Annotated in this window: 16 protein-coding genes and 4 pseudogenes; 5 read left to right on the plus strand and 15 right to left on the minus strand. The window is 44.9% G+C overall.

What is annotated here, in order from left to right; all coding sequences use genetic code 11:
* Positions 1-163 precede the first annotated feature (163 nt).
* Positions 164-1,450: pseudogene (locus AB4512_RS16385) on the minus strand (PLP-dependent aminotransferase family protein); the annotation flags it as partial.
* Between AB4512_RS16385 and AB4512_RS16390 the strand changes: the two are divergent.
* Positions 1,441-2,172, plus strand: a pseudogene (locus AB4512_RS16390) (DMT family transporter); the annotation flags it as partial. The pseudogenes AB4512_RS16385 and AB4512_RS16390 overlap by 10 nt on opposite strands.
* A gap of 117 nt (positions 2,173-2,289) precedes the next feature.
* Here AB4512_RS16390 and AB4512_RS16395 read toward each other — a convergent pair.
* Positions 2,290-2,427 (minus strand): annotated as a pseudogene (locus tag AB4512_RS16395) (GTP-binding protein); the annotation flags it as partial.
* Positions 2,428-2,876: 449 nt separating this feature from the next.
* Here AB4512_RS16395 and ihfA point away from each other — a divergent pair.
* The gene (ihfA, locus tag AB4512_RS16400) at positions 2,877-3,173 is read left to right on the plus strand and encodes an integration host factor subunit alpha (protein WP_004734853.1); all 297 of its coding nucleotides are present in this window, start codon (positions 2,877-2,879) and stop codon (positions 3,171-3,173) included.
* 172 nt (positions 3,174-3,345) lie between these two features.
* Here the strand turns inward: ihfA and AB4512_RS16405 are convergent.
* Both AB4512_RS16405 and AB4512_RS16410 read right to left on the minus strand, forming a co-directional pair.
* A pseudogene (locus AB4512_RS16405) lies at positions 3,346-4,340 on the minus strand (ABC transporter substrate-binding protein).
* Positions 4,341-4,533: 193 nt separating this feature from the next.
* On the minus strand, positions 4,534-5,310 hold the full coding sequence (locus AB4512_RS16410; protein WP_017059130.1) for a RelA/SpoT domain-containing protein: 777 nt from the start codon (positions 5,308-5,310) through the stop codon (positions 4,534-4,536).
* A gap of 324 nt (positions 5,311-5,634) precedes the next feature.
* On the opposite strand from AB4512_RS16410, the gene AB4512_RS16415 reads away from it, so the two are divergent.
* Positions 5,635-6,288, plus strand: coding sequence for a thiopurine S-methyltransferase (locus AB4512_RS16415; RefSeq protein WP_372175188.1), 654 nt, complete (start codon positions 5,635-5,637; stop codon positions 6,286-6,288).
* A 108-nt stretch (positions 6,289-6,396) separates the two neighbouring features.
* Here AB4512_RS16415 and purT read toward each other — a convergent pair whose 3' ends face one another.
* The 7 genes from purT to AB4512_RS16450 form a co-directional block, all read right to left on the minus strand.
* The gene (gene purT / locus AB4512_RS16420; RefSeq protein WP_017069826.1) at positions 6,397-7,572 is read right to left on the minus strand and encodes a formate-dependent phosphoribosylglycinamide formyltransferase; all 1,176 of its coding nucleotides are present in this window, start codon (positions 7,570-7,572) and stop codon (positions 6,397-6,399) included.
* 167 nt (positions 7,573-7,739) lie between these two features.
* Positions 7,740-8,627: a cytidine deaminase gene (gene cdd, locus AB4512_RS16425; protein WP_017086319.1), complete on the minus strand. Its 888-nt coding sequence runs from the start codon at positions 8,625-8,627 to the stop codon at positions 7,740-7,742.
* Positions 8,628-8,984: 357 nt separating this feature from the next.
* The gene (locus tag AB4512_RS16430; protein WP_017059134.1) at positions 8,985-9,662 is read right to left on the minus strand and encodes an LrgB family protein; all 678 of its coding nucleotides are present in this window, start codon (positions 9,660-9,662) and stop codon (positions 8,985-8,987) included.
* Positions 9,663-9,664: 2 nt separating this feature from the next.
* Positions 9,665-10,036: a CidA/LrgA family protein gene (locus AB4512_RS16435; protein ID WP_108100047.1), complete on the minus strand. Its 372-nt coding sequence runs from the start codon at positions 10,034-10,036 to the stop codon at positions 9,665-9,667.
* Between the two features lie 25 nt (positions 10,037-10,061).
* Positions 10,062-11,486: an exodeoxyribonuclease I gene (sbcB, locus tag AB4512_RS16440; RefSeq protein WP_372175189.1), complete on the minus strand. Its 1,425-nt coding sequence runs from the start codon at positions 11,484-11,486 to the stop codon at positions 10,062-10,064.
* A 206-nt stretch (positions 11,487-11,692) separates the two neighbouring features.
* Positions 11,693-12,541 (minus strand): sterol desaturase family protein, encoded by an 849-nt coding sequence (locus AB4512_RS16445; protein ID WP_017059137.1) that lies wholly within the window; start codon positions 12,539-12,541, stop codon positions 11,693-11,695.
* An 87-nt stretch (positions 12,542-12,628) separates the two neighbouring features.
* Complete coding sequence (locus AB4512_RS16450; RefSeq protein WP_372175190.1) at positions 12,629-13,642, minus strand: DUF2804 domain-containing protein; 1,014 nt, start codon at positions 13,640-13,642, stop codon at positions 12,629-12,631.
* Between the two features lie 170 nt (positions 13,643-13,812).
* Here AB4512_RS16450 and AB4512_RS16455 point away from each other — a divergent pair, with 170 nt between their 5' ends.
* Positions 13,813-14,847, plus strand: a complete 1,035-nt coding sequence (locus AB4512_RS16455) for an AraC family transcriptional regulator (RefSeq protein WP_372175191.1) — start codon at positions 13,813-13,815, stop codon at positions 14,845-14,847.
* Between the two features lie 4 nt (positions 14,848-14,851).
* On the opposite strand, the gene AB4512_RS16460 is transcribed toward AB4512_RS16455, so the two are convergent.
* Positions 14,852-15,802, minus strand: coding sequence for a chromosome partitioning protein ParA (locus AB4512_RS16460; protein WP_372175215.1), 951 nt, complete (start codon positions 15,800-15,802; stop codon positions 14,852-14,854).
* Positions 15,803-15,841: 39 nt separating this feature from the next.
* The gene (locus AB4512_RS16465; RefSeq protein WP_372175192.1) at positions 15,842-17,176 is read right to left on the minus strand and encodes a sphingomyelin phosphodiesterase; all 1,335 of its coding nucleotides are present in this window, start codon (positions 17,174-17,176) and stop codon (positions 15,842-15,844) included.
* A 415-nt stretch (positions 17,177-17,591) separates the two neighbouring features.
* On the opposite strand from AB4512_RS16465, the gene AB4512_RS16470 reads away from it, so the two are divergent.
* On the plus strand, positions 17,592-18,113 hold the full coding sequence (locus AB4512_RS16470; RefSeq protein WP_010441213.1) for a DUF2058 domain-containing protein: 522 nt from the start codon (positions 17,592-17,594) through the stop codon (positions 18,111-18,113).
* A 128-nt stretch (positions 18,114-18,241) separates the two neighbouring features.
* On the opposite strand, the gene AB4512_RS16475 is transcribed toward AB4512_RS16470, so the two are convergent.
* Positions 18,242-18,463 carry a hypothetical protein gene (locus tag AB4512_RS16475; protein WP_017059142.1) on the minus strand — a complete coding sequence of 74 codons (222 nt, stop codon included), beginning with the start codon at positions 18,461-18,463 and terminating at the stop codon, positions 18,242-18,244.
* A gap of 218 nt (positions 18,464-18,681) precedes the next feature.
* Positions 18,682-20,154, minus strand: coding sequence for an aerolysin family beta-barrel pore-forming toxin (locus tag AB4512_RS16480; RefSeq protein ID WP_372175193.1), 1,473 nt, complete (start codon positions 20,152-20,154; stop codon positions 18,682-18,684).
* Positions 20,155-20,461: the final 307 nt, after the last annotated feature.

Here is a 20,461-nt window from a genome sequence, read left to right on the forward strand (position 1 = left end):
GCATTTAAGGGTTTTGAGGCGAGTGGGTTTCCTTACGGTTCGGGGCTTTACCCGAATTAAGATAGGAATAATAGCCTTCTTTTTTATGACAAAAGGCTATTAGAATTCGGCATTCGAAGGCATTTAAAAAAGCGGATTTTGAAAGGCTACGTGCTACGTGCTGTTAGCTGTGAATATGGATAAGCTCGATTAAGGCATCCAATTGCTGCTTGGCTCCACCCTCTAACGAATACCCAATATTGATGCGTAAGCAATTGCTGTAAAGGTCGAGAGTGCTGAACAGGTGTCCAAGCCTAATATCAATGTTCTTCTCGGTAATGCCCTGAGCAAAGGCTGACTGGTTCAAGCTTGGGATTTGCAGCCAAAGCACCATGCCACCTTGTGGATTACTTATCTTCACATCTTGAGGAAGGTGCTGAGCCAAATAACTTAGGTATTGTTGGCGCAAAGACAAGATCTGAGTGCATCTTCTCCTCACGTGCTTAGCGTATTGGCCAGATCCAATAAAGTCAGCAACCGCAAGCTGAGTGGGCAGGGCAACGCCGTAGCTCGCAGCTGAGAACTGAGCCTTGTATTCGTTGATAAACCTGCCCGGCAAGCACCATCCCAAACGGTAACTCGGTGACAAACTTTTCGATACTGATCCACACCATAAGACAAAACCGCCTTTGTCGTAGTATTTCGCGGGGAGCGGCGTGTGTGAGGAGTAGGACAGTTCCAGATACACATCATCTTCAATGATCGGCACTCGATAGTGATTCGCTAATTCAGCCAGTTTCTGCTTTTGAGTGGCTGACATGTTGATCCCTTGAGGGTTCATATGAGAGGTACAAAAGATCGCGGCATCGACTTGTTTATTTTTCAAATGCGCTTCCAGTTGTTGCAAGTCGACACCATCATCTAGAGACGGGATCTCGATGATTTTTCGCGACATTTGTCCGAGCAATTCCAGAATACCGTTGAAACATGGCGAGCTAATAGCGATGGTGTCGCCTTCTTTAGTGCAAGATTCAAGTGCGGCCTTAATCGCAGACATACAGCCAGCCGTAATCACCATCTCTTCAGGTGAAAAGTGCACATCGAGCTTGGCAAAATGAGTGGATAATGCCTGTCGTAAAATCGGCTCACCTTGTGTATCTGGGTAATGGTTAAGCCTGTTGCTCATACGCCTAATAGCGCGACGAAAACTTCGTTCCAGTTCAACGATCGACTGCTCATCATTAGTGGTGCTCGAAACCCCTAAAGGCCCATTGATTGAGTTGTGAGTCGATGAGGTTTGCCTAACGCTGGACACCTTACTCTCAAACTGTGCCCACTCTGGGGTTGAGTGAGCAGGTTTATGAGGAGAAACAAAATATCCCGCTTGCGGTCGAGAATGAATCCAACCTTGTGATTCCAGTTTTTGGTAGCAGCTCACCACGGTCGACATGCTGATCGCCTGTTGCTTGGCGCTACTTAGTCAGTTAAGGCTTTGTGTTCGGTGTGGGTATCTGGGGTATGGCTTCATGGTCGATCACTGCTGGTTTATCGTCTGGGCTTTCATCGGTCTTGCTTTCAACCAACGTATTAATCGGCATGGCGGTTGGCGTGTGGGTGTTCAAGGAGAGTGCTTCCGTACGTAAATTAATGGGTGCGATGCTAGCCATGTGTGCGTTGGCGGTATTGGTATCTGCAGCAACGGGCAATGTCACCGTTAATGGCGTGATCTTGATTATGATTGCGGCGTGCAGTTGGACCTTGATGGGCGTGATCGTTAAGGCATCGAAAACCACTCAAGCTTTTGCGTTCAATGTCTGGGGGATGCTGTTTGCTCCAGTGCCATTAGTGTTATTTGCCGTGATGTTACATGGTGACCAAATTATCTGGCAGGGCATCGAACAATGGGATTGGAACACGACGATTGCGGTGCTGTTTCAGGCTTACCCAACCACGCTATTTGGTTATTGGGTATGGAATAAGCTGCTAATCCAATACCCTTTAAGCACGACCGCGCCGTTAACCTTGTTAGTGCCTATCTTCGCATTGATTAGCGGTTACTTTATGTATGATGAGGTGCTGTCTGTGGCTCAGGTTGTTGCATCAATACTGTTTCTTGTCGGAATTGGTTTGATTGTGAAACCTGCGAATGTAACGAATACCAAAGCGACACAAACACTTGCTGAACAAAAATGATTGAAGAAAGCTGATATTGCATGAGCAGCTTTGAATGACAAATAAGACCTCGCACTTGTGAGGTCTTATTCTATGTCGAAGAAGTGAAGTTATTTAAATAACCAACTTACTAAGCAATCAACTAACCATACACGCAAGTAACTGGCTCTCAAGATCATCGTCTATTTCTAGACCGATCATTTCTATTCTGATTTCGATACACTCATCGAGTTCTGATTCCGTCAAGCCATCCTCTGTTAAGTTGTAACCGAAAACCTCAAAAGAACATAGGCTTTTATAAGTGAATTCGAATTAAATTCTGAAATGATACAAATCTTATATTTAATAACGCTTATTTAGTAACCTCTGTTGAGTCCCATATCAAATCAAGTGGCTGATTTTATTGGGTATCGGAGAAAAGTCTCAAAAATTATTATTTAGTTCGCTAAAGTTTTAAATTCTATTAATGGTTGTTTGTATGGAATATAACGCCATTTCGTTACTGTTGAGTAGATGGTTTTTAGCTATATATGTGAAATTTGAAGCGAGTTATCTTTCTGATTTGAAAGAATAATTAAATAGTTAAGATAAAAAAGTTGGCGAAAATCAGAAGCTTGGCATACACTTTCCTAGTAAATGACCTTATCTCATTGATTGAATAGGGTAAATGCTTTGGCGCTACTGGCGATGGTAGCAATGTTTAACATAGCTTTGAGGAAAGTTTTATGGCACTCACGAAGGCCGATTTGGCTGAGAACCTGTTTGAGACACTCGGATACAGCAAGCGGGATGCCAAGGAAACGGTGGAAGTGTTTTTCGAAGAAGTTCGTAAAGCGCTCGAAAATGGCGAACAGGTAAAACTGTCTGGTTTTGGTAATTTTGATCTTCGCGAGAAAAACGAGCGACCTGGTCGTAACCCGAAAACTGGTGAAGACATTCCAATTTCTGCTCGACGTGTTGTTACTTTTAGACCGGGACAAAAACTAAAGGCCCGTGTCGAAAATATTAAAATCGAGAAGTAGCCAAGCAATAGACCACGCCTAGCGTGGTCTTTTTGTATCTGCATAGAGTTTAAGCTAAACGCATTTCTTTAATTTTTAGTAACCTTTCTCAAACTCCATCTATTTACTGTCCGGTAAGAACTTGCTTTAGATGCGAAAACAGAGGCTAGGCCTCTGACTTTGAATCTTCACTCTAAAGGGCTTGTTGAACCTTACTTGCGATGTCTTCAGACACCCAAGGCTTCCATACCTGTGGTGAGCTTTCTAGAAAGTAATACATGGCTTCTTCGGCGTCGGCTTGGTTGTCTTCCATCCAGGCCAGCAACTCACTCATTTGTTTATTGGTAAAACCACGCTTTTCAAAGTATTGGTAGGCAAGAGGTTCGTTATTAGCAAAGGCTTCTGTGGTGATTGTGTGAACCGGTGCTGGTGGATACATGGTCACTTTAGGAGATTCACAATCAGGTTGTGTCGTACAGTTACGGAATTCCTCAGTGTCAGTACCACTTCCGAAATCAACCTTCACCATTTCATACTTACCTAGCACAGGCGTAGGCGACCAGTAATATCCAAACCATGCTTTTTTGCGTTCGTAAGCTTTCGCTATCGTACCTGCTAAAGCGGCGCCTGAGCCGGGATCAACCATTTCAAAATTGTGATCTTCTAACTTAAGCGCATCGAACAGGTGACCGGAGGTAATCTGACAAGTCCAACCCGCAGGGCAGCTATAAAACGCAAACTTCTCATCATCTTCTGGGTGTTCAAACAGCTTTGCGTTTTTAATCACACCTTCAATGGTTGTAAGCTCTGGGTACTGTTCAACAAGGTAGTTTGGTACCCAGAAACCTTCTTCACCGCCGTTGACCAAAGACTTGCCCGCGTAACGTAGACGCTTATCCGCAACACCCTTATCCAACGCTTCTTTGATGCCATTAGTCCAAAGCTCTGGCGCAACATCAGGTTGACCTTTTTCAATCATTGACGTGCCCGTAGGGACGCTATCACCGGGGATTAAGTCCGCTTCACAGCCGTAGCCGTTATTCAAAATGAATTGGTCGACATGAGCAATAGGCTCGCCGAGTTCCAGTTCATGTCTGCAATGGTGATCTTTCCGAATTCGTCAGCACTAGCGTGTACAGAAAACGCAGCAAGTAGCGCGATGGAAAGCATGGATTTGTTATTCTGCATTGACGTAATTCCTTTTCTTGTCAGAAGCTTATTCGCTATAGAAACAGAAATGTTCGACGGAGAAAAGAGACTGAGATCTAAATTTAAACGATCTGATTATTTGGGATAGGAAGTGGAGAGGCTACTCAACAAGTACTAAAAAGGGCTGCGAGTGCAGCCCTTGTGATGTTTATTGGAATAGCCTATCTATGTGTTAAGCCGCTTTAATGTGCGTTGTAATGTACGGTTGCCATGCTTGTTGGTAAAGCTCTAAAGATTGGCGTCGTAGGCTATTGATTTGTGCCGCTTCGATATCGTTGATTGGGCGATGTTCTGCAATTGCGTGACGCTCAATACCTTGGATAATTTCGTACAGCTCGTGCTCAGGACCACTTTTCACATCAGCAATCGCTTTTAAGTGAAGTTGAACCTCTGCAATGATGTTGGTTTTAGGCAAACGAACCAACAAGTTAAGGTCACGGTAACCAGAGTCAGCCGGCGATTTAAACTTATTTTTCAGCTTAACAACGTCTGCTTCACGGCTTAGCGCTTCGTAAACTTCAACCAAGCTCTCTACATCGTTCGCGATGATAGTTGCACGGGCTAAGTCGGTAATTTTTGTCACATCACCATCAAGCTCAAGGGCGATTTTTTCTTCTGCGCGAGCTTGAGATTTAACGCCAGCAAATAGCGCTTCAGAATTGGTGAGTAGGGCAGTACTTTTACAGATAGTTTCTAGTTCAGCTTGGCCTTGATGCGCTTTGCTGTACAAAATATCGAAGTCGGTGTAAGGCTGAGTCGGGCGTGAGTCGAAGGCTTTGATGCCGTAAAGGCCGCTCAAACTATGACGGAATACGTTTGAAGATACTTGGTTTTGCGCAGGAGTGCGCGTTTGATCTGTTGAACTTGTTGAAACAGGTGCTGCTGCGAATGCAGGCGCTCGGCTCAATACCAAAAGCATTAGGGCCGTCGTACGGAGAAATACACTCATTCAAACTCCAAAATACAAGGTTACAAAAAACGGGTAGTCAAAAGGGGTAACCAGTAACGCACAAGAGTAAAAACAGCTTAACTAATTTCACTACATATTAAATGAGGCTAGCTAAGACAGAAACCAATTCTAACGTTTAATATTGCTTTAAAATGTGAAGATATAGCCAAATAACCCAACCGTTAGTTCCGCAATTATCAGAACTTTGAACTTAGCCAGTTTCTGATTTTATCGAAATCAATTTAGTACTTTAAACCAAGCTAAGGTTGCTCTTACCTCTCTATACTGTACCCTTGCATTATGACTGTTTAACATGAACGAAAGATGAATAATCCTGAATTTTGGCACAATAAATGGGCAGCCAACCAAATTGGTTTCCACCTCGAAGATGTAAACCCACTTCTGATTAAATTTTGGGAAAATACTGAGCCTAGCTACGAGAAGAGTGTGTTTGTTCCACTTTGTGGCAAAAGTGAAGATCTGATTTGGCTAGCTTCAAAGCATGAAGATGTTCAAGGTGTCGAGTTAAGCCAGATTGCGGTTCGCGCATTTTTTGCAGAGCACCTTTATACCCCGACTGTGACTCAAATTAGCGGTCAGCACGAGCTCTACCAATTCGATGAACTGAACATCTACACGGGCGATTACTTTTCAGCGCCAATCCAACCTGTCGATACCATTTATGATCGCGCGTCTTTAGTCGCATTGCCTGAAGAGATGCGAGTGCAGTATGTAGAGCGTTTAAAACAACTGCTGAAACCGGGTGGTAAGATCCTTCTGGTGACTCTAGATTATGACCAAAGCGAGATGGCGGGGCCTCCGTTTAGCGTGCCTAAACTAGAGATCGATCAGTTGTTTGCGGGTTACAAGATTACGTTATTGAACCAAGACATTGCAGACCAAGAGCACCCTAAGATTGCTAAGAAAGGTTTGTCTCGATTCAATGAGGAAGTGTACTTGATTGAGTCGGAAGTCTAAGCTCAGTTTGCTTACGAAAAGATAACACTAACAAAAAGACGGGCTCGATAGCCCGTCTTTTTTATTGTTCAGATTTGAACTCGTGATTGTTCAGAATTGAATAGCAGGTTAGTAAATCACTTTTACTTTTGACGCGCTCTCAATTGCATCTTCAATCGCTGTCTCAGTGCTGTTGCGACGAGTAAGCGCCACACCAAGACGACGGCGACCATCGATATCAGGCTTACCAAACAAGCGAACTTGCGTTTGTGGTGCGTCTAGCGCTTCTGCAAGGCCTTCAAAGCGGATATTCGTTGATGTGCCTTGACCAAGGATTACGGCAGAGGCACAAGGGCCATACTGAGTAATTGATTTGATCGGCATACCTGTAAATGCGCGTACGTGTAGTGCAAATTCCGATGAGTCTTGAGACATCAGAGTAACCAAGCCAGTATCATGTGGGCGAGGGGAGACTTCATTGAAGATCACGTGGTCGCCTTTAACGAACAGTTCAACACCAAAGATGCCGTGACCGCCTAATGCGTTAACCACTTGCTCTGCCGTGTATTGCGCCGCTTTAAGTGCGTTGTCAGACATGACCTGTGGCTGCCATGACTCGCGGTAATCACCGTCTTCTTGGCGGTGACCGATAGGCGCACAGAAATGCACACCATCAACAGCGCGAACGGTAAGTAACGTAATTTCGTAATCAAAGTCGATGAAGCCTTCAACGATTACACGACCCGCGCCAGTACGACCGCCTTCTTGTGCGTAGTCCCAAGACTTCTGAATGTCTTCTTCTGTTTTGATCACGCTTTGGCCTTTACCTGAAGAGCTCATTACTGGCTTAACAACGCAAGGCATACCAACAAATTCAACGGCTGCTGAGAAATCTTCAAAGGTATCTGCAAAGCGGTAAGGAGAAGTGCTCAGTTTTAGCTCTTCTGCAGCTAGGCGACGGATACCTTCGCGGTTCATCGTTAGCTTGGTCGCATTCGCAGTTGGAACGACATTTAAGCCTTGCGCTTCTAGTTCTACCAGTTTGCTGGTGGCAATAGCTTCAATTTCAGGAACCACATAATCTGGCTTTTCTAGTTCAATGATCGCTTGAAGTGCATCGCCGTCTAACATGTCTAATACATGGCTACGATGCGCAACTTGCATCGCTGGTGCGTCTGCATAACGGTCACAAGCAATAACTTCCAAACCTAAACGTTGGCACTCGATAGCAACTTCTTTGCCGAGTTCACCTGAACCTAATAGAAGTACACGAGTAGCATTTTCACGAGTAGCAGTACCAAACATAGAAATTCCTTCCGATCTTTTGAACGATTGATTGAAAACGGGGTGATCATACTTATTTCAATGATAAAAGCAAACGTTTGCGCAAGTTGTTGCGTTAATTACAGGTATAAAAAAAGCAGCCCCGTTAAATAGGACTGCTTATTTAAAATTTTGTTAATTAGATGTAATTAGATTGCTAAGTAAGTCACTGGAATGTCGGGATTAATCGCTTCTAATGTAGATTGCGTATCCGCTAGGTGACTGATGCTACCTTCGGCAATTTCAACCAACGCTGCACTTTCAATCTGTTCAAAATCGAAGCCAGCCAGTTTAAGTTGAATCAACGCCACTTGTAGAGGAGGTAAGCTCGGGTTGAACGCTGCGTTTTCAGCGTAAGCACCGGTGAAAACCTCGCCTGACGTCAATTGCAGTGAAACACCACTTAGGTTTTTGGTGTAAGGCGCATGGCTGCGGTTTAGTGCTGCTAGCGCTTCTACAACAATAGGCGTTGTTTCTTCAGTCGTGTGTTTATGATCAAGCTTAGTCATTAGGCCAGTCGTCACACCTAAGTCAGCAGGGCCGAATGAGTCTGGTAGGTACTCTTGCAGAGACATTTCATCACGTTGTGGAAGCTGAACTTTAAGTTCTTTTGCTGTGGTCAGTTCGTTCATGAATTGACGACAGTGACCACAAGGGCTGAAATTGATTGTGATATCAGAGATACCTTGCTCGCCTTTCATCCAAGCGTGGCTGATTGCAGATTGCTCAGCGTGTACTGTTTGGCCAAGTTGAGCACCAGCAATTTCAAGGTTTGCACCAAAATACAGAGTGCCAGATAAACCACGCACGATTGCACCAACATAAAAGTCAGATAACGGAGCGTAAGAATAAGCTGCGGCAAAAGGAAGTAGCGCAATACGTAGCTCGTCATCCGCTAAACCACTTGCTTGCAGTAGGCTAGCAAATTGTTCTGGAGACAATGTCGCGTCAAAGTTGTCTGCTAATACGATGTCACTCAAAAGTGCTTTGATTGCTGTTGGAGCACTTTCCAGCGCCAGGGTAATACGACTGTTCATGTTGAATCCTTAATTGACCTTAGGCTTTAATTCTATGCAATGCTCAGGAATTTTCTGTGACTTTGATCACTACTGTGTTGTTGTTGTTACATTGGTTTGCATAATTAGAGTGAGGTCACAGATGAAATCGATTGCAAGAGTAAAAACTACCATTGATATCCCACTTATTGGCCTAAACAGGGCGCGATTTGACTGCTATTGCCGAGTAATTGCGAGAAAAAAGCCCAAGCTATCACTGAAATAATCAGGTTATGCTTGGGCTTATTGATATCTGTAACGCCTAAAAGCCGCGAACCAGTGAGTTTAGCTATTTACCAACTCATCTATTAGAGCGCGTATAAACTGTAATCAAAGTGGTTAAGAATAGAACCAAACCACGAGCGAAAATATACTCGGTGCAATGATTGAGGTAATGACGCCACAAAGCACAAGAGCCAAAGAACTGAATGCTGCATCTTCCTGATTCTTTTCCGCACAAGTCGCGGTGCCTAAAGCGTGAGACACGGTACCCATGGTTAAACCACGGGCGATCGGGCTCTTAATACCAATGAGGTTGTAGATTGGGTAAGCAAAAATTGCCCCAAATAGACCCACAATCAATACCAGTATTGCCGCAATCGCTGCTTCACCACCTAAATGGCTCGATACTTCCATTGCAATTGGCGTGGTGACTGATTTGCCTAACAAGCTCGCAATCAAAGTTAAGTCCGCTTTAAATGCTACTGCGATCACTGCCGTTGTTGTCATCGACATCACACTGCCTAGCGTGCACGCAAAGGTAATGATGCGCCAGTTGGCTCTGATTTGAGGTAGCTGCTCATAAAGTGGGTAAGCAAGTGCAACAACCGCAGGCTGCAGCATGTAGGTAATCCAAGTGTTGTCGGCATAGTAAGTCTCAAACGGTACTCTAAAGAACGTGAGTATCGGAATGATGATACCAATGCTGATAAGCAGGGGATTACAAAGCGGCGAGTTTACTTTTTGACTTACCCAGCGAGCAAACAGGAATACCACGATGGTGAGTAGAATCCACATGATCAGTTACCTCTCGATAGCAAGCGGTCTAAGAACCATGATAAGGACACCAACACCAGTAACGTGCCACCAACGGCGCTCGCCATAATTGGCAATGCGTTCGCGATGAGCATGTCGAAGTGATCCATCAACCCAACACTGATCGGAACAAACAGTAAGATCATTAGGCGGATAATCAAGCTTGCACCGGGTTGTACCCAGTGCGAAGGAACAATACCAATCACCATGGCGGCAAACAGAATCAACATGCCAAAAATACTGCCTGGGATTGAGGTATCCAAAAAGTACTGTAACGCGTTACCTGCTGTAAGTGCACCTATGATTAAGGTGAAGGAGATTAAGCAGTAAACCAGTTGGATCAATCTTTCTTTCAAAGTGTTACGTCTCTTGATAATGGAATTAGCTAGCTAACTTTTCTACGTATTGATAAACCGCCTTCAAGATAGCCATTTTCTTCTCGTCGCTTTCATGTTCGTGCGCGAGGTTTTCAAGGTTGAGCATGTACTCTTCTAAACGGCATTCATAAAACTCACGACAATGGTTCGCCCATTTTAATTGCTCAGCTTCGTCGAGCGTCCATGGGAAGTTACGCGCACGGTAACGGAACAGTAACGGTTTAATTCGTTCGTCGCTGAAGGTGATATCCAAAGCTGCCAAGTTGTTCGGGTCAGTTTCACGAATGATGTTCATCGCTGTTTTATCAGCAGGTGAAAAGAAACCGTCGTAAAGGTGTGTATCAACATCATCGCTCTTTTCGTACTCGCGTTCTTGTGAGTACAGGCCGATCAGTTTTTCGCGGATCTCTGGGTGTTCGCGCAGCAGTGCCAAGTTTTTCAGGCATTGTTGGCGATCGATACCGATGGTTTCAGCATTTTCAGCCGTTAGCGTTTTGGCTGGAGCAAGAATAGGGCACTTGTTTAGCTGAACCAATTTGATGGGTACGGGTAGTTCGTCTTCACCCAGTTCACTGCGTTTGGTATAGAGCCTTTCTCTGAGTTCATCAGCGTCCAGTTCTAACAGTGGGCTTGGATCTTTGGCTAAATCAACCACGATAACCGCATTTTGATTGGTTGGGTGCCAAGCCATAGGCACAATCCAGCTGGTGTAGTTGCAGTCACGGCCAAACATGCCTGAAACGTGCATTAATGGTGTCATGTTTACGATATCAACCAGATCATTCAGCTTACGCTTATGACGCATGTTGTAAAGGTAATCGAACATCTTAGGTTGCGCAGCTTTCAGCTTCTTCGCTAACTCGATGGTCGCAATAACATCGGCCATCGCATCGTGCGCGTTCTCATGTTCAATGCCGTTTGCCACAGATAGGTGTTCCAGTTTGAAGCTTGGATAACCTTCTTCGTTCTCTGGCCAAACAATGCCTTCAGGGCGCAGTGCGTGAACAGCGCGCATTACATCTAATAAATCCCAACGCGAGTTGCCGTTCTGCCAGCTCCACGCATATGGGTCGATGAAGTTTCGGTAGCAGGTGTAACGCGTTACCTCGTCATCGAATCGAATACTGTTGTAGCCAAGGCTTGTGGTGTTTGGTTTGGCTAACTCAGCATGGATCTTAGTGATAAACTCTGGTTCAGGAAGACCTTGTGAAGCCGCTTTTTGTGGTGTGATACGGGTGATCAGTGCAGCTTCAGGCGCAGGGAGGTAATCAGCGGGAGGTTGGCAATAGATAACCAGAGGCTCTCCAATAACATTGAAATCTTGGTCGGTACGAACACCCGCAAACTGACTCGGACGGTCTTTTGCTGGGCTAACGCCCCATGTTTCGTAATCGAAAAAGAAGTAGGTTGGCTGATTATCTGAACTCATTGAATTTCCTGAACAGCAAGCGCGGAACGTTTACTGTGGCTGAAGGTTAGTTTTGTTCAGTATCTGATAGTATGCGGTACGCGTGCAACCCAGATCACAAATAAATTGCCGGAAAACGGTGCTTTACTATTCAATCGAGTCAGTGGGGAAGGTTTTGAAACCAATTGAGGCGGTTTCTTAGTTAATACAATCTGTCTATCGTCCGTTTAATCCGATGGAGGCGAGAGTATCAACTGGACTTTCTGCTTCATGGTTAACTCTCGGTTCTTCAAATCTTTGAATATGGCCTTCCATTCTTGAAAGGTGACCACTATCGGATTAAAACTGTTCACGGGTTTGGTGACGCCATAACGTACAGTTTCAACTTCAGGTTCGAATGTACCAAATAACTTATCCCAGATAATAAGAACGCCGGCGTAGTTCTTATCAATGTATTGCGGGTTTTTGCCGTGATGTACTCGATGATGCGAAGGGGTATTAAAGATGTATTCAAGTGGCCCCAAGCTTCGTATCCATTGTGTATGGACGAAGAACTGCAAACCTAGATTGAGAAGCACCACAAAGATGACCCACTTAGGGGCAAAACCTATGATGACCAACGGTATCCAGAAAAGCCACATCCCAGCAAGTGGATACATTAAGCTTTGACGGAAAGCCGTACTGAAGTTCATGCTTTCTGAACTGTGGTGTGCCACGTGTGCTGCCCACATCCAGCGAACACGATGGCTTGCTCTGTGGAACCAGTAATAGCAAAAGTCTTGCAACACCATCAATACAACAAAACTCAGCACGCCCATTTCAATGTCCATTAAGCGCCAACCAAACATCCAGAGATACAGCTGCACGACCAATAACCCGGTGAGCAAATCGGAGAGTTGATGCATTCCCGCCAGCGTGAAATTACACATCACTTCTGAAAGCTTATAGCTGGAGTTATCAGGCAGTCGACCTTGCTTCTGACCGATAAAATACTCAGCCAACATGCACACCACGAACAAGGGCGCTAATACCAGCAGTAGCCATTCTGGGTAATTGATTAATGCGTCGATATTCATGTTTTATCCTTGTTGAGACGCCATACGCGTTCTTAGTATCAAGTTTACTTAGACTTGCTCGCCTGAAATTCAGTTAGCAAAATTTCGCTACCAGCGAGCAAAGTGATCTTCTGTTAGGCCAAGAACACCATCGAGTTGATGTGTCACTCCATTGTTGTCTTCAATCGAGCCAGAAAAGTGACCAATGAACTGACGAAAGTTACTTTTTAACAGCCATAAATTGAGCTTTTCGCTGCGATTATTTAAGGGCGTAAAGGTCAGGTTTATACGTCCATCTTGTGATGTTATCTGCCAAGGTAAATTGGTGTCTTGGCGACTAAACGCAAACTGTACCGGGTTAAGTAAGTGCCGAGTTCCATTGATCCATAAAACGTTCTCGCAGCCTCCGGTTTCATTGACGCCTGCTGCGAGGTTCAAGCCAATATCTGTCCCATTGGATTGCGTGTTGATGCTTGCCCAGCGCCAACTGGTTTCACGTCTCATGTAACCCGCTGAAAAGTCATAACCGGCACGAGCTTGTTCGAGAACGAGTGATTCTCCCTTGATTTGGATTTCACCGCTGATGCGCAAAGCATTGTGCTTTTGGGTGTAAGTCCAACCTGAATAACCCGTTGGGCTGCACATCGCCATGGGCAAGCTGTCGGTTTCAGGCTCTAAAGAAATATCGGCCTTGATGAATTTCGTATTCAAGCGAACTCGCCATTGTCCGCCCTCGATATAGAAAGCAATGCTTTGATCTGCAATGCTTGTCTTTCCTTCAAATGGTGAAGGCGTTACATGCTTATCAAACCCTAATGGCCTCAACCAAGATGACTCTTGCAGATGGTTGTTTTCTATGTCGTACAGATAACAAAATGCCGAGCCTAAGTAGCGAATATCCGCGATAGCGACGCCGATAAGATGTGTGTCGGTGACGATGCTGACAAACTGGAATTGCTTATAGTGGAAGTGCTTCTGCCAAGGGTTTGCTTTTGAATCCATCGAGTTTCGGTAGTCAAAGTTCTCGATGTTTAGGTGTTTAAGGATGCCATCGAAATGCCCAATGATCGGCTGACCATTAGAATTAATCAAACTGTGTGGGGCTGGGTTGGTTTTTATCATTGCGATGGTTCACATTATTTTAACAACTAAAGCCATTGTGCGATGAGTAGCGTAGAATTGGGAGGTCATATTCGGACAAGAGCGCGTTACCAATCACGATTTTGTCAGCATGTGTTGTTAAGGCTGAGTAGTCATGTTGATGGGAATGGGCTCGATATAAGGAGAGACGATTGGAGATTATCGCGGAGTATAAGCCAACCGGACATAGGCACCAGTTGGGTACATTAGATATCGCGCTGCTGTTGAATACGCTAGAGCAACGAGGTATCGATATTGAAAGGCTACTCAATGATGTGGGTTTGCCGAACATGGATTGGCGAGATCCGAATGGAAAACTGACTTACGCTGACAAGCTTTCGTTGTTTAGCGCGGCTAATCAGAGTTTTCCTCACGATGGTTTGGGGCTTTGGTTGGGAGAGCACGCTAGCTTGAGCCACTTTGGTGTGTTGGGTTATGCGCTATCAACCAGTCAAAATGTCGGGGAGGCCATCAAGTCGGGCTTCAAGTATTTGCGCCTGAACGGTCCTATCTTCTCGGTTAAATTGTTTCTAGATTCCGAGCAAGCAGTGATTCAGATTGAGAACACATTGGAAGTGGGCGATCTGCTTCCTTTCTGCAGTGAATATTTCTTGAGTTCAATCGTCTCTTTATTCAAAGAACTGACGGGTCATGAGTTGGATATTCACACTTTGGCTTTGCCTTATGCTCGTCCCAATTACGCTAAGCTCTATGACGACCGTTTCCAGTGCCCTGTAGTTTTTGAGCAGAGCCATTGTGAATTGCGTTTTGATGCCTCGGTTTTATCACAGACCTTATTGACTCATGATGCCGCGACACTGAAGCGCTATCTTGCGTCTTGCCAGTCGATAATGGAAACGTTGGACTCTGAGCATCTGCTGACTAACCAGATCAAAACGATCTTTTATCAAACCGCAGGCAGTTTCCCGAATATTGAACAACTCGCGGATGAGTTTGGTTGTAGCTCTCGTACACTCAGGCGAGAGCTAGTGACCCATGAATCCAGTTACCAAATATTGCTTACCGGAGTTCGAGTGGAGCTGGCCAAAGAGCTATTACTCGGCACAACCATGAGCATTGATGACATCGGTGAAAGGCTCGGTTATAGCGACCCTGCAAATTTCAGAAGGGCGTTTAAAGGTTGGCTCAATAAAACGCCCGCTCAGTTTCGTGATGGTTTAAGTTAAGGCGTTACTTGCTAAAGAACTGCTCCCTGAAATCGGTGACTTGCTGTTGATAATAACTGTCCCAATCTTGTTGAGTCCAAGTGGCATAACTTGATGAGCGCTGAGAGTCTAAGGTTACTTTGAGCTGATCCAGTTGCTCGTGATAACTCATCACGGTTTGTTGCTGTTGTGCGACTTGTTGTTCTCGCGCGGAAATGTTGCTGGCCTGCGCTTCATCTAAGTAGGCATCTTGAAGGTCGGCTTTGACTGATGCTACTTCAGCAGGGCTATAGCTGCTGGGTATCAAAGATACTGCCAGTTCATATTTTTGAAGCTGTGTTTCGGCGTTTAACGTGCCCGTATTGTTTTGCCATTCACTAAGCAAATCTTGATAGTTGGCCAAAAACTGGCTCGCTTCGTTCTTTTCAAGGGTGTTAGCGTCAAGCGTAAAATCCAGATGAGCAAACTGGTCAGCGAATAGCTGGTGGGCCAACTCTCCCCATACTTGTTGTGCAGATTGCTTGAATAAGGCAACACGATCTTCAAGAGTCTCTATGGATTCAAGTGGGATAGTGCTTTGTGTTAATTGCCAGTCAGCCGATAGCTGCGGATAGTCGCTCAGTAACTCAAACCATATGCCCGGCAATTCTGATTTCAATCGTGCGAGTTGCTCTGCGCAGTCATCGCGTTGTTGGCAAAGCTTCCAGAACCCATCGAGTTCAACGAACAAAGCCTTGCCTTCAAGCTCACTCAAGTTTTCAGCAAGAATTTTACCGTCCAGTGCTCCAGCTTGGGCTTGATTGCTGTGCGATGCGGAGTTTTCCGAACTAGCGGTTGCAGTAGGCGTGGAATTATCGTCATTAGTTGTCGTAGAAACACGCGGCTTAGGTTCTGTGTGTTGAGCAGAAGATAGCGCTGTTTCGTTCGTTTTTGATGACCACGAATAGCCAATAATACTCGCCGTTAAGACGAGCATTAGGGTTAATATAACTCGATGCATTATGCGTTCACCGAGTTACTTAATGACGGCGCTAACAGGGAAGTGGTCTGAAAGGTTGTAGTGCTTCCATAACTCACTGCTTGTTGATCTTGGGACATCCACACGATTGTCGTTATGAGCTTTGGCGGCATATTCCGAGCTAACTACCACATAATCGAGATACTCAACGTTTTCACCACCCGACATAGGTTCACCCGCAAAGTTGTTGATGCGTGGGTCAAAGGTAGAAGCGGTGTAACCTGAGTAGGTTGGTTCGTCAGCTTGCAGGTTAGCGAACATCTGTTGGTAGTCGTCTGGGAACTTGAGCTTGTTCACGTTGAAGTCACCGCTGTAAACCACAGTTTCTGATGCCGGGATATTCAGAGACTGCGCCAGTGCACGCATCTGCTTGAATTGACGTTGTCGGTAATCACGAGCGGTGTCCGTATCGAATGATGCCGTGTGGGTACCGAAAACATGGTAAGCCTGACCATTCTTGATCACTTCCGCGTAGTTAACACCTTTATCAGCAAAGCAATCTGTGCCCGTGCAATCAGGGAAAACATACTGCGCTTCATTAACGATAGGATAGCGGCTGACAATGAGCACACCACCGTCGTATATGTTAATCCCATCTTTATCGAGCATTTTAGTTTGATAAGGATACTCTTTCGCAAGCTCACGCAAGAACTCATCTCTGCCGTTAGCAAACACCTCTTGAAGCGCCAACACGTCATAGCCCTTTACATATTGAGGGAGTAGGTCATAGCGGTCACCAATATGTGAAGCGATGGCAGGCAGCGCCCAGATGTTGTAAGTCATGACCTTGAGTGTATTGGCATCCGGCTCTGGTTGCTCATCCACTTTTGGTGGGGTGATGGTGTAATAAATATCATCATAGCGCGCTGTAGAATCGGCTTTGAGGGCTAGCTCTGCATTGACCCCGAACGCATCGGTTGTGCTGCGATGAATATTACGATCGTCATGCAATGTTAGGTTGACGTCTGCGGCACTCAAACCATGTTGCAGTGTCGAGTTATACCAATGTCCCTTCATGGTTTGGTTGAGCGTGACACTTTCGCCCACAGCGTTTGATACCACAGTGTCAAACTCATAGGTCTTCCCAGATTTCACACCAGTCCAGCGGTTGAAACTTATCAGCTTCTTCGTCTCCCAAGGACCAATCTGTTCAACATGCTGTTGCCACTCATCACCGAGTTGAAGCAGGTCGGTACCAGTGTGGTTGGCTTGAATGGTCATCACTTGATTGGTGTTATTGGTGAGATACACGTCGGTGTCTGCGATCGCAGAGGTCGAAGCGATTGATGTGGATGCCACAAGTGCAGCTAACCAAGTCCATTGAGTTTTCATCGTTTACGTTATCCTTATTGATTGATGTCTAGAATAACGTAGTCAAGAGTTATGACATTGGAGTTATAACTCTATGGCATTTATTCAAATATGAGATATATGCCAAGGTTTTATAAAATTGATTAACCATTGAAAATTAACATATTGTCTTATCGGAATGATAAGTGGTACGCGCGCGAATAATAGGGTCAGTTAATGCTTTCGAGTCGGTGGAACAGCCAATATTGGCGTGCTTAAGTGAAAACTGTGTGTCGCGGTAAAGTGGAGGTTGTGAGCAACAAGAAGGGAATATGGACACAGCTTAGAGCTATCAGCATAAATTTTGCGATTGTTCTGTAATTTACTCTTGTTCAGTAAACAGAAACCTCAAAAACAGGTATGATAGTGCCGTTTTTAATCCTGAACTGGGAAAGTCATGGCAAAGTTAACACTCCAAGAGCAGATGCTTAAAGCTGGCTTGGTAAATGAGAAAAAATTAAAGAAGGCGAAGAAAGGCTCTAAAAAGTCTCGCGTTCAGTCTCGTGAAGCAAAAGCGGCAGCTGAAGAAACTAAACTGGCGCAGCAAGCGAAAGACAAAGAGCTAAACCAACAGTTGAAAGAACAACAGTTGAGCAAAGAAATTAAAGCTCAAGTGAAGCAACTGATTGAGATGAACAAGATCGAACAGAAGAACGGTGAGATCAAATACAACTTCACCGACGGTACGCTAGTTAAATATCTTTACGTAGAAGAGCTGACTCAAAAGCAACTAAGTAAAGGCATTCTAAGTATTGCTCGTCAAGGCGAGAGCTATGTTGTTATTCCAACAGCAGTAGCGAACAAGATTGCTATGCGCGACGAAGAATCTATCGTTGATACGCAGGCAGGTAGCACAGACGAAGTAGACGAAGATGACCCGTACAAAGACTTCGTGATCCCAGATGATCTAATGTGGTAATCCGTTTTACCTAGCTCCATTTTAATGGTTAGCTAAGTTTACAGGATCTAAGAATGCAGCGAACAATCACTCGATTGGCGCTGCATTTTTTTTGGCGCGAAATGACTTCAACAAATCTTGAATAAAGCTTAGTGTTCTGACATGCCGTAAACAAGGCTATCATTGGCACTTGCATGATCGATAAAATCGGTATTAGCGCGCTGTTCGTGTTGGTCATAGCCATCGAAGTAACAGTCGCCAATTTCATTGCGCGGGCAAACGTGAATGTGGTCTTTGATGACCAGTTCGGTAGAGCAGCATGGGCAGTGTTTTACATGTCCAGTGAGTACCGTAGATCGATTTGGTTTCATACATCCTCCTGATAGGCACTGTAATCTGATTGCCTATTTGCACCATAAGTTACGCAAATTAGTGTGTCGTTATGATTTCATTTTTAAGTCAATGAAAAACGATTCAGAAAGTGAATACTTAGCGGCTAATACAGATGTATGACTGAGAGAATGTAAGACGAATCAAGCCCAGAGCAGACGCAATGGGCTTGGAATAACAGCTGAAACTTTCTATGGGCTTATGGCTGCATTGGGGTAAGCGTTAGCTGAGCGCTGTTATAACCCAGTTGCGCTAGGGCTGCAGGGTCGAAGTCAGTCAGAACCTTGATGTCACCAGCGTAGTAGGGTGTGTAATCGCCTGAAGGTGTCATGGCGTTAAATGAATCAATAGAGTGCTCGGTACCAATATCGATCATTCCAGAATATTGTGACTCCGCACTAAACTGGCCTGAAACATAGGTGTAGAAAGGACGGACACTGGCACCTGCGGCGTACTGCATGCTACTTAAACCATTGGTGTTGATTGCCCAGCTCCAATCCCACCATTTCATCTCTCCAGGAATATAACGGTGATCCCATTGGTAGCGGATATTGGCTTGATCTTCGCTGGTGGTTCCCATGGTAAAGGTGTGAGAGACCGTCGGGCGGTTTGTTGGGTGTGAGCTTAGCGCATTGCCGCTATAACGAAGGAAACCTGTGAAGTTCACGTCGTAACTCATGCTGGTTTTGATACGGTATGGGTAAGTGATGGTAGAGCGTAAGAACTCTACTTGAAAAGGAAGTACTGAGTGAGCAGGCACGGTGATGATGGCTTCCAGTTCTGTTGGTTCAAAACGAGCACCATTGTTGGTATCGGAGAAACGTTGGCCATCTTCTAGCGCTACTCTTACTTCTGTCTTTCCAACTTGTGGCCAATGAAAGGTTTCATCAATGACGACTGAATCAGCAAGGTCGAAGCGTTGGGTTTTACTCCATTGTGTGGATTGCTCAAAATGAAGGTCAACGACGATTTGTTTAGACTGATCTTCGTCATTGATTGCATAAGCCGAGACGGTTTCAATCAGTTCTTGGTCGGTCTCTGTCATAGAACCGTGTAAAAACGATGTGTTATCGAGCGTGTAAGCGAAGTTATCAACAGTGATGCTTGTCTTCTCATCACAGCGATCACCGGCACAGCTTCCATCGTTATTGCCTTTAATCTCCCAACCATTGTTAAGCGGTTTTATTGCCATGTCTTGGCCGACGTAACGCGCGCTATCGCCTCCAACCCAAGCGTAACCGAGGTTATGGGCCAAGTAACTCAGTGGCCTGATAAAGTTCGTGTTGTCGCTGACTAAGGCGCGTTGAATATCAAGGTTATTGTTCGTTTCGATAGCTTGCGCTTCGTAGTAAGGCAGGCCTGCGTCTGGGGTATTGGGGTAGCACCAAGTATTGTCACTTGGTTGTCCTTGTTTGATGAGCCCGTGGTAGCCAGACCCCATGATCACCCAGTCATTTTTAAGGCCAGCAATGTCCCACACATTCATGCGAGATAGTAGGGCGGTTTTGTGTTCTTGAGCTTCTGTATTACTGAGCGGACGATAATCGGAACGGCAGATATCTTCACCGAGGTTATCCAATACGATTTGGTCTGAATATATCTTGGCATGAGTGGCAAAAGAGATGAAACAGAGGGCAGAGCTAAATAGAACGGTTTTACTGACGTTAAGCATGAATAAGTTCCTAAATGCCATTATTTGGCTATTTTTATTAGAATCGAGTTATTAGATTTTATTGATATTATTTAAAGCCGAGGGGCTCTAGCGGGGTGTACTTTGTCATATAAAACAATGCCAAAAATACTGAAATGAATTGAAAATAAATACTTATAGATATCAGGAGGTTGTACTGATTAACTTGTTGTTTGATAAAGACTTATCTTGATGACTTCAATTAGTTTCAACAATCCAATCTATGGGTGATTAATTGTTGAACGTTTCTGTTTTTGAAGCCTCGTTATTTGGTATGTTGGCTTGGAAA

The sequence above is a fragment of the Vibrio sp. 10N.222.52.B7 genome (genome assembly GCF_041474275.1).
Lineage (GTDB): Bacteria > Pseudomonadota > Gammaproteobacteria > Enterobacterales > Vibrionaceae > Vibrio > Vibrio crassostreae_C.

Excerpts from the sequence above, each read along its gene's own strand:
- ihfA (WP_004734853.1), top strand. The coding sequence starts at position 2,877 with ATGGCACTCACGAAGGCCGATTTGGCTGAGAACCTGTTTGAGACACTC.
- AB4512_RS16410 (WP_017059130.1), bottom strand. The coding sequence starts at position 5,310 with ATGAGTGTATTTCTCCGTACGACGGCCCTAATGCTTTTGGTATTGAGC.
- AB4512_RS16415 (WP_372175188.1), top strand. The coding sequence starts at position 5,635 with ATGAATAATCCTGAATTTTGGCACAATAAATGGGCAGCCAACCAAATT.
- purT (WP_017069826.1), bottom strand. The coding sequence starts at position 7,572 with ATGTTTGGTACTGCTACTCGTGAAAATGCTACTCGTGTACTTCTATTA.
- cdd (WP_017086319.1), bottom strand. The coding sequence starts at position 8,627 with ATGAACAGTCGTATTACCCTGGCGCTGGAAAGTGCTCCAACAGCAATC.
- AB4512_RS16430 (WP_017059134.1), bottom strand. The coding sequence starts at position 9,662 with ATGTGGATTCTACTCACCATCGTGGTATTCCTGTTTGCTCGCTGGGTA.
- sbcB (WP_372175189.1), bottom strand. The coding sequence starts at position 11,486 with ATGAGTTCAGATAATCAGCCAACCTACTTCTTTTTCGATTACGAAACA.
- AB4512_RS16445 (WP_017059137.1), bottom strand. The coding sequence starts at position 12,541 with ATGAATATCGACGCATTAATCAATTACCCAGAATGGCTACTGCTGGTA.
- AB4512_RS16450 (WP_372175190.1), bottom strand. The coding sequence starts at position 13,642 with ATGATAAAAACCAACCCAGCCCCACACAGTTTGATTAATTCTAATGGT.
- AB4512_RS16460 (WP_372175215.1), bottom strand. The coding sequence starts at position 15,802 with ATGCTCGTCTTAACGGCGAGTATTATTGGCTATTCGTGGTCATCAAAA.
- AB4512_RS16465 (WP_372175192.1), bottom strand. The coding sequence starts at position 17,176 with ATGAAAACTCAATGGACTTGGTTAGCTGCACTTGTGGCATCCACATCA.
- AB4512_RS16470 (WP_010441213.1), top strand. The coding sequence starts at position 17,592 with ATGGCAAAGTTAACACTCCAAGAGCAGATGCTTAAAGCTGGCTTGGTA.
- AB4512_RS16475 (WP_017059142.1), bottom strand. The coding sequence starts at position 18,463 with ATGAAACCAAATCGATCTACGGTACTCACTGGACATGTAAAACACTGC.
- AB4512_RS16480 (WP_372175193.1), bottom strand. The coding sequence starts at position 20,154 with ATGCTTAACGTCAGTAAAACCGTTCTATTTAGCTCTGCCCTCTGTTTC.